Origin of the sequence: Paenibacillus xylanilyticus (assembly GCF_047246825.1) — a bacterium.
Taxonomy (GTDB): domain Bacteria; phylum Bacillota; class Bacilli; order Paenibacillales; family Paenibacillaceae; genus Paenibacillus; species Paenibacillus xylanilyticus_B.
Window position 1 is genome coordinate 89790 of record NZ_JBFOLB010000007.1, and the last position, 15896, is coordinate 105685.

Sequence of the window (15896 nt, forward strand, 5' to 3'; positions counted from 1 at the left end):
ATTCCGGGTACTCATCCAGTCTTATTATGAACGAAAGACCGCCAGATTATAATTAATCGGCTCCTTCGTCTTCCCGGCGTGTATGAACAAGACCAATCGATTTGGCGATCACATAAATAAACACACTACCTACCAGAAAACCAATTCCGACCATCAAGCCAAGATTACGGTCATTAAAATCGTTCAGGTTAATCAGGCACATAACCACTCCTGTAATGAGAGCAATCCAGGCCAGAACTGTCATCGTCAACACTGCGCGCCGCATATTCTTGTCTTTGCGCTCCAATTGGCTTACCATTGCTGTCTTCGATGCCATAGTAAACACTTCCTTTTCCCTTTTTGTAAGTGCTTTCCTAATACCAATATACCACATCAGTATGATTTTTAGTCAACAAATGTTCAAATTTATTTCGCAATTTGGACACTTTATTTTAATTTAAGCTGTTGACAAACACTTATTTATCTTCTTGTTATGTATAACCCAAAAACAACCTCTTCATAACAGGAATGAGGTTTAACCTTATGAAAGCTTTATGAACATGTCTTATTCCCATAAAAACCAGAACAAAAAAACGGCGATTCGGATAAACCGAATACGCCGTCTTTTATCTTTACCTATAGTGCAGCGAAAGATCATTCCAACTAGTTACGCGTTTCCAGCCAGTTGTTCTTGATCACATTTTGATACCAGTAAAAACTCTCCTTCGGTGTTCTAACCAGCGAGCGATAGTCCACATGAACAAGACCAAAGCGCATCCGGTATCCTTCTGCCCATTCAAAATTGTCCATCAGAGACCACGCCATATATCCCTTCAGGTTAATGCCATCGTTAATAATCCGGTGAATTTGGGCTAAATGCTGTTCATAGTAAGAGATCCGGCGATCATCATTGATCTTGCCATTGTCCAGATCATCATTGATGCAAGCACCGTTCTCGGTGATATAGACATCGACGTTTCCATACTTTTGCAAATAATGCATGAACTCATACAGCCCACGGGATTCGATCGGCCAACCAATATCCGTTTTGGTCAGTCCCATATCCACTTCTTCCGACTGCAAAGCTCCTGCCTCCGGATTGAAGCGATTGATTCCCATGGTGTAATAGTTAATGCCCAGCAAGTCAATCGGCTGCGAGATGATCTCCATATCGCCTTCCTGAATCGGCACTGTAGCACCTGCTTGTGCAAACCAATCGACAATGAATTGCGGATAGGTACCTTTGTAGATCGGATCAAGGAACCAGTCTGTGTTGAGCGCGATGGAGCGGTCGCATGCCGCCTGATCCTCAGGTGACTTGCTGTAAGGCTCAGCCCAGCACACGTTTGGTGCAATACCGATCTGTCCCGTTATGCCGAGCCTGCGGAAGGATTGCACCGCTTTACCATGAGCAACAAGCAGTCCATGGGCCACATTAAGGGATGTCTGCAGATCCTTGTTCCCCGGTGCATGAACCCCCAACAGATTGGACAGGAATGCGATACACCACGGTTCATTAAACGTCAGCCAAAATTTGATTTTGCCAGTGAACTCTTTGAAGATAACTTCTGCATATTTAACAAACGCATCGACGGTTCTGCGGTTTCCCCAGCCCCCGTCATCCTCCAGCACTTGTGGAAGATCCCAGTGATACAGTGTGCAGAAAGGCTCGATGCCTGCCTCTAGCAGCTTGTCCACGAAGCGGTGGTAAAAGTCCAGACCTTCGCGATTGATCTCACCATCTCCGTCCGGTATAATACGCGGCCAGGCAATAGAGAATCGGTACGTGTTGATACCAAGTTTCTTCATCAGCTCAATATCTTCTTCATAACGGTGGTAACTGTCGCAAGCGACATCCCCATTGTCCCCATTAAATACTTTACCAGGTGTACGTGCAAATGTATCCCAGATGGATACTCCGCGTCCGCCTTCCTGTGCTGCTCCTTCTATTTGATAGGAAGCTGTAGCTGTTCCCCAGCGAAAATCTTGCGGAAATTGAAAAATAGTCATTGGTTTCTCCCTCGTCTCCTCATGATACGCGGACGGTCTGTCCTGCGGTCATGGATAAAGTAATTACATAATCCCCTTGCGGTGTTAGCTCAGCCTGTTGCTGCTCCTCGTTATCCACCCGCAGCACATGTGCGCTTCGAATGGTCACCGAACCATCACGTTCAGCCTTGATTTCGGCAGAAACCAATTGGCTGTCCGCCCACTCCATGGATAATGTATAGCCACCTCGCGCACGTAAACCTGATACACTTCCTTGTGTCCATTCCTCGGGCAGGGCTGGCAGCAAATGCAGTTCATTCAGATGGCTCTGCAGCAGCATCTCGGCAATCCCGGCAGTACCTCCGAAGTTGCCGTCAATCTGGAATGGTGGATGGTCATCGAACAGATTGGGATGAGTTGACCGGGCCAGCAGTGTACGCACAAACTGATGCGCCTGCCTGCCGTCAAGCAGACGTGCATACAGATTGATCAACCATGCGCAGCTCCATCCGGTATGCCCGCCCCCCTGCGATATGCGACGTTCAAGCGATATGCGTGAAGCCTCAACAAGCTCAGGTGTATGGATTCGATTGATCTGTTCTCCAGGATACAGGCCATACAGATGGGACACGTGACGATGTCCTGGCTCCGATTCAGCGAAGTCCTTAAACCATTCCTGCAGCTGCCCTTCACTGCCAATCCGGAACGGATATAACCTGCTCAGACTGTTCTCCAACTCGTTGACCAATGCCTGGTCGACCCCAAGTGTTCCCGCTGCTTCAATACATCTGGAGAACAATTCACGAATCAATGTCATATCCATCGTCGACGCCATCGAAATGCTGCGAGCTTCTCCTTCTTCTGTCAGGAACTTGTTCTCCGGAGAGGTTGAAGGAGCAGTAACCAGATAACCATCCGGTCCTTCAATCAGCCAATCCAGACAGAAGAGAGCCGCCTCCTTCATGACCGGATAAGCACGTTCTTGAAGAAAGTCTTGATCACCGGTAAATAGGTAATGCTCCCACAGATGGGATGTCAGCCAGACACCACCCATCGGCCAGAATGCCCAGCTGGCATCTCCGCCTGTAGGTGTTGTCGTTCTCCAGATATCCACGTTGTGGTGGGCTGTCCATCCACGCGCGCCGTACAAAATGCGAGCCGTTCTTCGCCCAGTGTTACTGAGGTCCTCCAACATGCTGAATAGCGGTTCATGACATTCGCTCAGATTGCATACTTCTGCTGGCCAGTAGTTCATCTCGGTATTGATATTGATTGTATAATCACTGTGCCAAGGCGGCTCAACCTGATGATTCCATATGCCCTGCAGATTAGCCGGCTGGGTGCCTGGCCGCGAACTGCCCATTAACAGATATCTGCCATATTGAAAATAAAGAGCTTCAAGCCCGGGGTCTTGAACTCCAGACTGGTAAGCTATAAGTCGCTCATCGGTAGGCAGCTCCCCATTAGGCGTGGATCCCAGATCAAGACTGACACGTGAAAATAAAGACTGATGATCAGCCTCATGACGAATACGCAGACTTTCATGACCCAAGCTCATCGCTTTGGCTATGACATCTTTACAGCCTTGTTCCAGCAACTGCTCATCCTTGGTTGGCATAACATCGTAATTCTCGAAAGCCGTAGCTGCCGCCAAGTAAAATACGACCTGTTTAGCTCCCTGTATATGAAGCTTGCCATCCATAGTAAAAACCTTTGCCTCTTTTCCGATTACAGTAACGGCCAAACGAACCGCGTATGCGGTCCCCCGATCCTCTTCATAGATAACCGATTCGGGATGGTCCCGGAAATAGTTCGATTCCACATGACTTGGACAACGACTGAACATCGTCACTGCGTTTTCTGAATCCTGGGTTGTGTACGGATGCGGGCTGTCCAAATGAGCAATGGCATTCACAGCTCCGTCCCGATCAGCCGTAAGCGTACATACCATCAGATCATCCGGGGCACTGGTATACACCTCACGAACAAAACGAACGCTTTCATAGGAATAACTCGTCTTAACGATTCCGGATTCCAGGTCAAGTTCACGTTCAAACTCTTCATAATCCTGCTCTCGAAGCTCCTCCTGCTCTATCATGAAATGACCCATCGGTTGGTAGGCTTCTACATCGCGACCCAGCATTTCACGGTTCAGAAGCTCTTCAGCCTCACTATATTGTCCTGACATAATGAGTTCGCGGGTTTGCTTCAAGTACCGCTGGCTGCTGTACTGAATGGTGTCACGCGGAAAACCCGACCACAGGGTATCCTCGTTTAACTGGATACGCTCTTCGGCTGCACCTCCGTACACCATACCTCCGAGTCGTCCGTTCCCAATAGGAAGGGCTTCTTCCCAGCGGGTGGCGGGTTGTCGATACCATAGACGATTTATTTTTGTTTTCTCATTGAATGGGGACATAAAATAACTCCTCTTTATGAATCATCTATTATTTTTATAGTAAACACTAAAACGTTTTCGGATACTACATTATGTAAGAGTTATTTCGTATCCACTGGCTCTTTGCATGGTCAAACCCGCTGCTCTAACAGCCTTAAACTGAAAGTGCTTTCAGTAAGAAAAGTATATTGGATTTATATATCTGCGTCAATGTAAAACATCACAAGAAAAAGCAAGAAAGAGACCCTGAATCAGGGCCTCTTTCTTGCAATGAATGAATTCCCATCCACCACGCTTATATTACTTCACTTCTTTGCCTGTCCACAGAGAGATACGGTCTTTAACCCATACCGTATATTGTTTCTCCATTTCCACTGCACCAGCTTTGTCCAGCTCAGCGAGGAAATCATCATACACTTTATCGAAGTTCGCTGGCGAGGTCAGAACGGCTTCAGGAATCCGTTTGCGTACGATATCCTGAGTTTTTTGGAACGTTACGTCATAATCTGTACCTGTAGGCACGGACATATTATATAATGCTCCCCATTCTTTGAGTGGAAGTTCTTCTTCAGACGGGAAGAACTCTTTCCACGTTGTAATGCCATAGGCTTTGAGCGTTTCTTTCTCAGCCGCTGTATAACCAGCGATAATCTGCTCAGGGAAGTTGGTTGTGTAATAGTTATCTGTTGAATCCTTCACACCATCACCATATCTTGCACTAAAGACATTGTACAGACCAATACCTGTTTCTTTGCTGAAGTTGGAATTGTCATTGGTCTTACGATCCTGGACTTCATCCGGAATGACACGTTTGCCATCCACTACATTGTAGTGCTGGCCCTCGATTCCCCAGTTTCGGAGCACTTGACCTTCGTCCGAAGCGAGCCAGTCCATAAATTTGATAATACGTACTGGATCTTCCGCAGAAGTAGTAATTCCGATTCCGTAGCCATCAAATCCGGTTGGCTGGAACGAATGGTCGACGATATCTTCGTTCAGGGATACAGAGAAGTGAGCGTACGTGCTGTCATCCTTGCCAGCACCTTTCAATGCATTTTCAGCTTCTTGATAGTTCCACTCTTGGTCAATCAGACCGAGTACACGGCCGCTGGCAATTTTAGATTTGTATTGGTCGTCTTTTTGAACAAATGTATCTTTGTCAAGCAGTCCTTCATTGTACATTTTGTTCAACCAACGGAAATATTCTTTTTCTTCTGGACGTTTGTAGTGCAGCATCGCTTCATAGGTTTCTGGATTGACATAGTATTCACCGTCATCCGGAGCTCCTGTTGCCTGGAATGCCGGGTTGGTTACCGTAATCATGATTTTCCAGTCATCCGCATTCAATGTCAGTGGAATGGTAGGTTGTCCATCAATCGTTGGATGTTTCTCATAATAAGCTTTCAGTACATTTTCGTAATCCTCAAGTGTTTTTACCTCAGGATAGCCGAGCTCTTTCAAAACCTTTTGTTGAATTTCGAACCCGCCTGTTGCATCAAACGTCATATTATCTACACCCATATTGGTTGGGATCGTGTAGATTGCTGGATCTTCCGTGCTGTATTTCAAACGATTCATCTGATCGCCATAGATTTTTTTCAAGTTCGGTGCATGCTCCTCGATCAGATCCGTGAGGTCAAGCATCGCACCCGCATCCACGAGCTTAGACAAGTTACCTTTTGGGAAAATGATATCCGGATAATCGCCACTGGCAGCCATGAGAGATATCTTTTGCTCGCCGCCATTGTTTACATCATATTCCGCTTCAATCGTAACGCCTGTTTGCTTCGTAATTTCTTTGCCGACTGCATCTTGCATCTTGTTCCAAGTTGGACTTGCATCAGCACCAAAAAACGTGACTGTAATCGGATCAGTTCCACTGGACTCTCCGGAAGAGGAATCCTTGCTTCCCGAATTTCCGCAACCAGCAGTAACCAACAGCGCACTTGCGAGCATCAACATTGCAAAAGTCTTAGGTGTATTGCCTTTCATTTTGCCTCTCATTGTCTAGTTCCCCCTATTATTATGAAGGTTTTATCTGTATAACAGGCTGAAGCCTGCGAATACCACATTTGAAGCGCATTTCTGTATGCGCTTACCGAAATAACATTTCACACTTTTCGCAAACATTTAAAACGTTGTACATTTAAATTACTAACTCTCATTTAACAACGGTAAAACGTTTTCGAAAACTGATTTAAAACGCTTACTGAAAGTGCTTACATCAATGATTATATGCTATCCTACCCGTTCCGTCAACAACAAAAAAAGGCCTTTCTGATAGGCCTCTTTTTGTAAATGAAAAGCTATATTTTCACAGGTTATTTCCAGCGTTGTTTCATTATTTCACATCTTTACCAGTCCACAGAGCAACACGTTCCTTCACCCATACGGTGTACTGTTTCTCCATCTCCACTGCACCTGCTTTGTCCAATTCAGCTAGGAGGCTGTCGTAGACTTGGTCAAAGTTTTCCGGCTTCGCAAGAATTGCCTCCGGAATACGTTTACGGATAATATCCTGTGTTTTCTGGTAGGTTACGTTGTAGTCGGTATCTGATGGAACCGGCATATTGTATGCAGCGCCCCAGTCTTTCAGCTTCAGTTCATCTTCAGATGGGAAGAAGTCCTTCCATGTAGTTATGCCATATGCTTTTAGCGTTTCCTTCTCAGCTGGAGTATAACTTGCCTGGATCTGCTCAGGGAAGTTCGTAGTGTAATAGTTATCCGTAGAATCTTTCACGCCGTCACCGTATCTTGCACTGAAGATATTGTACAATCCAATTCCAGTTTCTTTGGTAAAGGCTGAGTTATCATTGATTTTGCGATCCTGTACTTCGTCAGGAATAACACGCTTGCCGTTTTCAACGTTATAGTGTTGCCCTTCGATACCCCAGTTTCTCAATACTTGACCTTCATCTGAAGCGAGCCAATCCATGAATTTGATAATACGCACCGGATCTTTAGCCGTCGTAGAAATTCCGATTCCATAGCCGTCAAAACCGGTAGGCTGGAACGTATGATCTACAATATCTTCGTTCAGAGATACGGAGAAGTGAGCGTATGTGCTGTCATCCTTGCCCGCTGATTTAAGAGCATTTTCAGCTTCACCATAGTTCCAGTCTTGGTCAATCAGACCAAGTACACGACCACTGGCAATTTTGGATTTGTATTGGTCGTCTTTTTGAACAAATGTATCTTTGTCCAGCAGTCCTTCATTATACATTTTGTTCAACCAACGGAAATATTCTTTTTCTTCTGGACGTTTGTAGTGCAGCATCGCTTCATAGGTTTCCGGGTTTATATAGTATTCACCGTCATCCGGAGCACCTGTTGCCTGGAATGCCGGGTTCGTTACGGTAATCATGATCTTCCAGTCATCCGCATTCAATGTCAGTGGAATGGTTGGCTGTCCATCAATCGTTGGATGTTTCTCATAGTAGGTTCTCAATACGTTTTCGTAATCCTCAAGTGTTTTTACTTCCGGATATCCGAGCTCTTTCAACACTTTTTGCTGAATTTCGAATCCGCCACCAGCATCAAAAGCAATATTATCTACACCCATGTTCGTTGGAATCGCATAAATGGATTGGTCTTCCAGGCTGTATTTCAAACGGTTCATTTGATCGCCATAGATTTTTTTCAGGTTTGGTGCATGTTCTTCAATCAGATCGGTAAGATCAAGCATTGCGCCTGCATCAACTAGCTTCGATAAATTCCCTTTAGGAAAGATAATGTCAGGGTAATCACCGCTGGCAGCCATCAAAGGTATTTTCTGATCTCCGCCATTATTCACATCGTACTCTGCCTCAATTGTAACACCTGTTCGTTTGGTAATCTCTTGGCCCACTGCATCCTTCATATTGTTCCAGTTTGGACTTGCATCTGCACCAAAGAATGTAAACGTGATCGGACTGGTTGTATCCCCTGTATCCTCTGGTGTTTCCGAAGCGGTAGTACCTCCTCCACAGCCTGCCGTGATGGCAAGTGCACTTGCGAGCAGAAGCATTGCGAATGTTTTTGGTGTTTTGCCCTTCATGTATAATCCCCCTTATGGATAAAATGAAGCTATCTATTGTATAACAGGCTGGCCTGCACATACCGGAAAGAACTGAATGTAAATCATTTGTTTTTAATACATTAAAAGCGCTTACTTCTTAACTTGAAGTTTTCCTCATCACTCTATAAATCTGATGTCACTCTCTTTTTCAAACTTGAATGAAAAGCCGTTTTGAACTGTCATACCACAGATGTAAGTGCTTTCATATTTGCATCATAATCCCTCTACAAGTCCTTGTCAATAGTGAATTCATAAAATTGAAAACGTTTTTTAGAAAACGTTTTAGACATAAAAAAAGAACCCAGGTAACTGGGTTCTCCTCGTTCAAAAATAAACGATACACTTGGCTGATTATTGGCTCGCTTCACCGTTCCACAATTTAACACGGTTTTGGACAAGCTCGGTGTATTGTTGTTCCATTTCTTCTGCTCCAGCTTTGTTTACTTCCGCAATCATTCCATCGTAGATGCTGTCAAATTGATCCGGGGAACTGAGAATAGCTTCCGGAATTCGTTTACGGATAATATCCTGCGTTTTCTGGAAGATGACGTTGTAATTGGAGTCACCTGGAGTTGGCAAATTGTATGCCGCTCCCCATGGCTTAACCGGGAACTCATCTTCACTTGGGTACAGGTCTTTCCAAGTTGTAACACCATATGCTTTCAGTGTTTCTTTCTCTGGCTCGGAATATGCTGCTACGATCTGTTCAGGGAAATTCGTCGTATAGTAGTTATCCGTTGAATCCTTAACTCCGTCACCATAGTGACCCGACATATTGGTGTATAGACCAATACCAGTCTCTTTTTGGAATACGGCAGCATTGTTTGTCTTTTGATCCAGAACGTCGGCAGGGATAACGCGTTTGCCATCCTTCACTTCATAGTGTTTGCCTTCAATTCCCCAGTTCATCAGCACTTGACCTTCTTCAGAAGCCAGGTAATCGAAGAATTTAATCGTACGCACTGGATCCGGATTTGTCGTTGTAATACCTACACCCCAACCGGATACGAAGCCCGTATCCTGATAGGAATGATCCTTGATATCTTCAGACAGCGTTACCGGGAAGTGTGAATATGTTGCTTCAGGCTTGCCTGCCGCTTTCAATGCGTTCTCCGCATCGGAATAACCCCAATCCTGGTCAATAACACCAAGGACACGTCCACTTGCGATTTTGGATTTGTACTGGTCTGTTTTTTGTACGAAACTGTCCTGATCAAGCAATCCCTCGTTGTACATTTTGTTCAACCAACGGAAATACTCTTTTTCCTCTGGACGTTTGTAGTGAAGCATCGCTTCATATGTTTCCGGATTGATGTAGTATTCACCGTCATCCGGTGCACCCGTTGCCAAGAAAGCCGGGTTCGTTACCGTGATCATGATTCTCCAGTCATCTGCGTCCAAGGATAACGGGATCGTAGGTTGACCATCAATCGTTGGGTGCTTCTCTTTGTAAGCCTTCAGCACATTTTCAAAATCCTCGAGTGTACGCACCTCAGGATAGCCCAGCTCTTTCAGCACACGGTGCTGAATACCGAACCCGCCGCCTGCATCAAAGTACTTCTGGTCTACCGCATAATACGTCGGCAGCACATAAATGGCCTGATCCTCATTACTGTATTTCAACCGGTCCATGTAATTACCATACAGCTTCTTCAGATTGGGAGCATACTGGTCAATCAGATCTGTCAGATCCAACATCGCTCCTGCATCTACCAGTTTGCTAAGCTCTCCTTTTGGTGACACGATATCGGGATAATCACCGCTCGCTGCCATTAAGGATATTTTGTCCTGACCACCGCTGACGGCAAACTCACCGTTAAGTGTTACTCCTGTTTTCTCCGTGATAACCTGGCCGACCTCATCCTTCATGCCATTCCAGTTTGGACTGGGATCGACGCTAAAAAAACTGAATGTGAGCGGAGACGTGTCACCACTTGTGTCTTTAAACGACGTTTCGCCGCCAGTTCCTCCGCCACCACAACCTGCGAGCAAAGACATCGCAAGTACAGGAGCCAGTGCCCCTTTCATTTTAAAACCTGCCATTATGGTAATCCTCCCTGATTCATATGTCTGTCTTGTCCGGGACTTTTTTGTCCCTGTCTATAGCTTCATGAATGCCGCTCCGCAGCCCTATACGGTGAGGCGCAAACCAATGGATCACGCCTCGGGCATCTGATGCTTTTTTTTAGTTTACGGCTGCTCTTTTTGGCAGCTCTATAATGTTGTTTATGCTTTTACTGCACCCAGTGTCATACCACCTACAAAGTACTTTTGCAGGAATGGATATACAACCAGGATTGGAACGGTAACGACAATCGTAATGGCCATCTTGATTGATTCTGGTGAAATCTGTGTCATCTGCTGTGCCATGTCATTGGCATTCCGTCCAGCGCCAGAACCTTGCTGCGTACTCTGCAGCACTTTCATCAGCTCATACTGGAGTGTTGTGAGATGTGCCTTGGAACCGTTGTACAGATACGTATCAAACCATGCGTTCCATTGGCCTACTGCCAGGAACAATGCAATCGTTGCAAGTACCGGCTTACAGAGCGGCAAGATGATTTTGTAGAAAATCTTAAAGTCATTTGCACCGTCCAGTTTTGCGGATTCCTGCAGCGCATACGGCAGTCCGTCAATGAATGAACGGATGATGAATACGTTGAATGCACTGATCATGCCTGGCAATACATATACCCAGAATGTACCGATCAGGTTCAGGTCACGCATCAGGATGTACACCGGAATCAGACCACCGGAGAAATACATCGTGAGTGCCAGTGTAGTCGATACGAACTTTCTCAATTTGAAGTCAGGACGGCTCAGTGTAAAGGCGATCATGGATGAACTGATCAGACCGAGCAGTGTACCTACAATCGTACGCAGGATGGAAATCTGCAGACCCTGCAGCAGCCCGTCATATTGGAAAATCGTTTTGTAGTTTTCCAGCGTGAATTCCCGCGGCCACAAGTATATTCCGCCACGTACAGTATCGGTTGAGTTGTTCAGCGAGATCGCAAGCACGTTCAGGAATGGATACAGCGTTACGACCAACACCAGCGCCATCGCGATATAATTGAATATATCGAACAGTTTATCGCCCCGTGTAGCATTGAATGATTTGTTCGCCATAATGTTTCCCCCTCCCTACATAATGCTTTCTTTGGTGAATTTTTTGAACAACCCGTTCGCTGTAAACAGAAGGATGATACTGACAACGGAGTTGAATATACCTATGGCTGTACCATATGAGAATCGTCCCATATTCAAACCATAATTGAGCGCGTAGAGATCAAGGACTTCCGAGTAGTCTAATACCAGACTGTTTTGCAGCAACATCTGCTTCTCGAAACCGATACTGATCAAGTGTCCAATGGACATGATGAATAGTACAGAGATCGTAGTACGAATGCCTGGCAGTGTGATGTGCCACATTTGTCTCCAGCGGTTAGCTCCGTCGACACGTGAAGCCTCGTACAGTTCCTGGTCAATACCTGTAATCGCAGCCAGATAGATGATGGCGTTCCAGCCCGTTTCTTTCCACATATCTGAAGCGGTTACAATGTACCAAAACAGGTTCCCCTTCGCCATGAATTGGATCGGCTGATCAATAATATTCAGGCCCAGCAGAATGTCGTTGACAATCCCTCCATCGGTGGAGAGCATCTTGGTAATGATCCCGGCTACAACGACCCAGGATACAAAGTGAGGCAAGTAGGACACGGTTTGGACCGTCCGCTTGAATAGCATGCCCTTCATTTCGTTCAATAGAATTGCAAAGAAAATCGGCACGACAAAACCGACAATCAGCCCCATTAAGCTCATTGCAAGTGTGTTTCTTAGTACCAGATAGAACCGTTCATCACTAAACAGCTCTACAAAGTGTTTAAAACCAACCCACTCTTGTTCGCCGAATGATCTGGCCGGTTTATAATTTTGGAAAGCCATCGTCCATCCCCATAGTGGCAGATAGTTAAATACAAAAACCCAAACTACGAATGGCAGTGACATGAGATAGAGATATTTCTGCTGCTTGATGCTATCCCAAATTCCGTTCCGCCGTCTCTTCGCTGGCGGCTTGGGGTTACTGCTTCTTTTCGCGGAAGCGGATTTTTTTGTTAGCGTTTCCATCTCCGTTCCCCCTCCTCTGTTTTATAGATCAATCATACCTGATAGAGCGTTTTCAAAATACCATCTGGATTTTAGAGAAAATCATATAAAAATTAGATATCTCCCCATCTAATTCGACATCATCCGATTAAAATCGGATAATTTAAGCCCTTTCATCTACAATATCCGCCATAAAAAGGTATAAACAATTGATAATGTTAATTTACGAAAACGTTTTACGGAAATCGTTTACTTCCTATTTTAGAGAATGAAAAAAGGACCTGAAACAGGTCCCGGCACTTACAATGTAAATTGAATGGTCTGCAGCTTGACGATGCCTAATAATTCACCCACTGACACGGCAGCTTCAGGTTTGAATTGATCTCCCAGCAGGTAAGCGACCATCTCCTGAAACAGGTAGGCGGCCTCGGGACGTTTCATCATGGAGACATCGGCAAACGGGAATGACGATACAAGCACACTACCCTGCCCCACCTTAGCCTCAAAGGCATATGCCAGACGTTTGGCCCTGTGAAAATGATCAATCACTTCGATTAATGGTCGCACCCCGTTCAACGAATCAAGGCATATGGCAGGAATGCCATTCACCAGATGATACCAATGCCAATCCGAAGCCTGATCATGGGGGAAATTGCCCAGCAAAGGTACATGCTTCTGCAAGTTCATCCCCATCGTTGCTCCAGGCTGTGTTGCAAACATGAGATAATTCCAGAATACAGGCAGATACTTGGTGTCTACCGCATCATATAGTTCATCCGGTTTGACGTGAAGCCAGACATGTCCACCATTCATCAAATAATCGAGGACATTGGGTGTTAGTGAGGAAGTAATCACCAGATCCATCTCATCTTGACTGAGCAGTTCCTTCCCATCCAGAACATTCACCTGATTATGATTCGAATCTAGTAGAAATGGCTGCAGCTCCTTCACGCTGTTCCAAATCCGGTGAGATTGATCGTGAAGATGATAGAGAGGAAACGACCAACCATGCCATACGTTGGCAGCCATGCGCTCCGAATGACCCGATCTTATCTCAGCTTCAATGTGAAAGGCAGCCGCACCCTGATGGGGTGCATGAATGGTCAGACGCCCAATCGAAACAACAGAGCCACAGCTGATGTCCCCACATGCCCACTCGCCTTCGTCCTCGATTATATTATTGCAGATCAGTCTCCAATGTATGGATGCATCCATAATCGGCTGCTGTCCATAATGGGATATACTCGCTTCAATGTGAATGGGCTCTCCTGCATAGAAGGTCCGCTGACTGCATCCCAGTAACAGTACAACGCTTGCATTACACTGCCTGAATGCTGCTGGCTCCGTTATCCCCTTGCTCTCCCAGAAAACATCCAGTAAACCCGTTGTTGCATGCCCCTGTCCGGGGAAGTCACGAATATCAAGCAATTGTATGCCCGCTGCATCCGATGTCCGCCGGACACGCTCCATCGCTTCCTTTAACGACCGAATCAGATGTATTCCACTGGCGTATTGAAAGGATTCCACATCAGCATCCAAACCTTTGCGTAACAATGATTCCTCGATTGATTCCAGCCAGCTCGGACGCAGGACTCCTGTGTATTTCTCCTTCTCCTGGGGACGTACATACATGGTGAACTGGGCATGTTCATGTCCAATGACGGGATAGTCCGCAAGTCGGGTGACATCATGGTAATCCAGAGTAGTATCCGGTACCGCAGACAGCTCCGACTCCAGTGGAGGATGCCAGTTCAGCGACTGGATGTAATAATCTGCACCTCGTCCTTGAGCCGGCAGCTGACCAAACCCTGTATTATCCGTATACAGCCGGGTTGGATCAAGGGAACGAGCCAGTTCCACCAATTCATTCAGTTCAGGGTGACCATTAGGCCCAATTAGTTCATTCCCCATCGAGAACATGACAAAGGACGGATGTGTGTGCAAAGAGTGTAATAACCCCTTCAATTCACGGGTCAAAAATGTCATGATCTCTGCTGGTGCGGTCACATCACGGTTTTCAAACCAACGCGACCAGTGGGGAAGTTCAGCCTGGACTAACATGCCTTCTTCGTCCGCTGCCTCCCAGAACGGGCGGGGTGCACTCCAGCCATGCAGACGCACATGATTGAAACCGTATGACTTAGCCGTACGAAACTGCTGTACATAATGCTGCTTGTCCCAGACCGGATAACCCGTTAGCGGGAAAATGCAGCAATCCACGTAGCCGCGCAAGAAAACAGGCACATTGTTCAACTCAAGCTTTTTTCCATTCGCTCTGAAAGAACGCATCCCAAATGTTCGTTCCACCCGATCCAGTTCCTGCTTCTCATCATGCAAGGAAACAGCGAGCTGATACAACATCGGGGATTCATCCGACCACAGTGCTATGTCTTTTTCCTGCCCAAGCTCCAGCTCCCATTGCAACCTCCCACAATTACCATCTAATAACGTCTCTTCAACGGGATGAGACATCAAATCGATACTACGGCTCTGTCGGGTAAACCAACTTCCGTCAGGGTGCCTGATATCCATATGAAGTTGATATGCACGAGATTTCGCCGAGGCGTTAACGCTTACATCATACTGTATCGTTATGATCCCTTTCTCAGCATCCGTCTGGATATGCAATTGCTGAATTCGACAAGGCGGCAGCTGGTACAGATAAGCCCCACCGGTAATACCGCCCCACGCTGTAGCCGTATGAATAGAATGAATATGACTGCCAGCCAAAGGCAGTTTCATGGTGTTATCCACACGCAGCTCCAGCCGATTCACCTTTCCCGAATGGATTAGCGATGTAATATTCCATTCTTGCGCAGCGAGCAGACTGTCCTGCTGCCCTGCATGATGCCCATTTACCCAGAGGTCTGATGTCCACCTTACTCCCTCAAGTCTAAACACATACTGGCAGTCCGTCTCTGACGCTGTGAGATCCACGTTAGTTGCATACCAGGCAGCACCTTCATATTCACGTACTTTGGTCCATGTATCCATCCTGTGATAGTCCGGCTCGTTCCCGTATCCCTGCTCTTCCCAGGAGCCTGGAACCTGAATGTTCCCCCATGCTGAGTCATCAGGATGGGGAGGCCTCTGGTCATTAGCGAGGTCCGGTTCCAGACAGAACTGCCAGGTTCCCTTCAAGTCAAACGTATGTCGAACAGCGTGTACGCCCGGTAATTTCATCTGCTTGTCTCTCCTTGTCTGGAATAAGATACACCCAGTTTATGATGTACAGTCGGAAGGCTCCATTGCTTATTTAAGGAAGACGATGGACTATCTACGGATGAAAAACGAACCAAGATGAATCCGAAAACGTTTTATAAAATATGATGTGTAAAATAGAACTGCATAAACCATGTGAGCCTG

At 46.1% G+C, this 15896-nt stretch carries 9 protein-coding genes; all 9 read right to left on the bottom strand.

Translation table 11 applies throughout. The annotated features are described in order from the left end of the window. Positions 1–52: 52 nt before the first annotated feature. Complete coding sequence (locus AB3N00_RS26760; protein WP_024631414.1) at positions 53–316, bottom strand: hypothetical protein; 264 nt, start codon at positions 314–316, stop codon at positions 53–55. A 326-nt stretch (positions 317–642) separates the two neighbouring features. Further along, the gene (locus AB3N00_RS26765) at positions 643–1989 is read right to left on the bottom strand and encodes a GH1 family beta-glucosidase (RefSeq protein ID WP_413037283.1); all 1347 of its coding nucleotides are present in this window, start codon (positions 1987–1989) and stop codon (positions 643–645) included. 19 nt (positions 1990–2008) lie between these two features. Then, the gene (locus AB3N00_RS26770) at positions 2009–4387 is read right to left on the bottom strand and encodes a glycosyl hydrolase family 95 catalytic domain-containing protein (protein WP_413037284.1); all 2379 of its coding nucleotides are present in this window, start codon (positions 4385–4387) and stop codon (positions 2009–2011) included. 279 nt (positions 4388–4666) lie between these two features. Then, on the bottom strand, positions 4667–6370 hold the full coding sequence (locus AB3N00_RS26775) for an ABC transporter substrate-binding protein (RefSeq protein WP_413037285.1): 1704 nt from the start codon (positions 6368–6370) through the stop codon (positions 4667–4669). Positions 6371–6707: 337 nt separating this feature from the next. Further along, positions 6708–8402: an ABC transporter substrate-binding protein gene (locus AB3N00_RS26780; RefSeq protein WP_413037286.1), complete on the bottom strand. Its 1695-nt coding sequence runs from the start codon at positions 8400–8402 to the stop codon at positions 6708–6710. Between the two features lie 372 nt (positions 8403–8774). After that, the gene (locus tag AB3N00_RS26785) at positions 8775–10466 is read right to left on the bottom strand and encodes an ABC transporter substrate-binding protein (RefSeq protein ID WP_413037287.1); all 1692 of its coding nucleotides are present in this window, start codon (positions 10464–10466) and stop codon (positions 8775–8777) included. Positions 10467–10649: 183 nt separating this feature from the next. After that, entirely contained in the window at positions 10650–11552 is a 903-nt protein-coding gene (locus AB3N00_RS26790) for a carbohydrate ABC transporter permease (protein ID WP_239304898.1), read from the bottom strand. 15 nt (positions 11553–11567) lie between these two features. After that, positions 11568–12551, bottom strand: a complete 984-nt coding sequence (locus AB3N00_RS26795) for an ABC transporter permease (protein ID WP_413037288.1) — start codon at positions 12549–12551, stop codon at positions 11568–11570. A 279-nt stretch (positions 12552–12830) separates the two neighbouring features. Then, positions 12831–15713: a glycoside hydrolase family 2 protein gene (locus AB3N00_RS26800; protein ID WP_413037289.1), complete on the bottom strand. Its 2883-nt coding sequence runs from the start codon at positions 15711–15713 to the stop codon at positions 12831–12833. Positions 15714–15896 lie beyond the last annotated feature (183 nt).

What these genes read in the sequence shown, in the direction of transcription:
- AB3N00_RS26780 (WP_413037286.1), bottom strand. Translation starts at nt 8,402, where the DNA reads ATGAAGGGCAAAACACCAAAAACATTCGCAATGCTTCTGCTCGCAAGT.
- AB3N00_RS26765 (WP_413037283.1), bottom strand. Translation starts at nt 1,989, where the DNA reads ATGACTATTTTTCAATTTCCGCAAGATTTTCGCTGGGGAACAGCTACA.
- AB3N00_RS26785 (WP_413037287.1), bottom strand. Translation starts at nt 10,466, where the DNA reads ATGGCAGGTTTTAAAATGAAAGGGGCACTGGCTCCTGTACTTGCGATG.
- AB3N00_RS26775 (WP_413037285.1), bottom strand. Translation starts at nt 6,370, where the DNA reads ATGAGAGGCAAAATGAAAGGCAATACACCTAAGACTTTTGCAATGTTG.
- AB3N00_RS26790 (WP_239304898.1), bottom strand. Translation starts at nt 11,552, where the DNA reads ATGGCGAACAAATCATTCAATGCTACACGGGGCGATAAACTGTTCGAT.
- AB3N00_RS26800 (WP_413037289.1), bottom strand. Translation starts at nt 15,713, where the DNA reads ATGAAATTACCGGGCGTACACGCTGTTCGACATACGTTTGACTTGAAG.
- AB3N00_RS26760 (WP_024631414.1), bottom strand. Translation starts at nt 316, where the DNA reads ATGGCATCGAAGACAGCAATGGTAAGCCAATTGGAGCGCAAAGACAAG.
- AB3N00_RS26770 (WP_413037284.1), bottom strand. Translation starts at nt 4,387, where the DNA reads ATGTCCCCATTCAATGAGAAAACAAAAATAAATCGTCTATGGTATCGA.
- AB3N00_RS26795 (WP_413037288.1), bottom strand. Translation starts at nt 12,551, where the DNA reads ATGGAAACGCTAACAAAAAAATCCGCTTCCGCGAAAAGAAGCAGTAAC.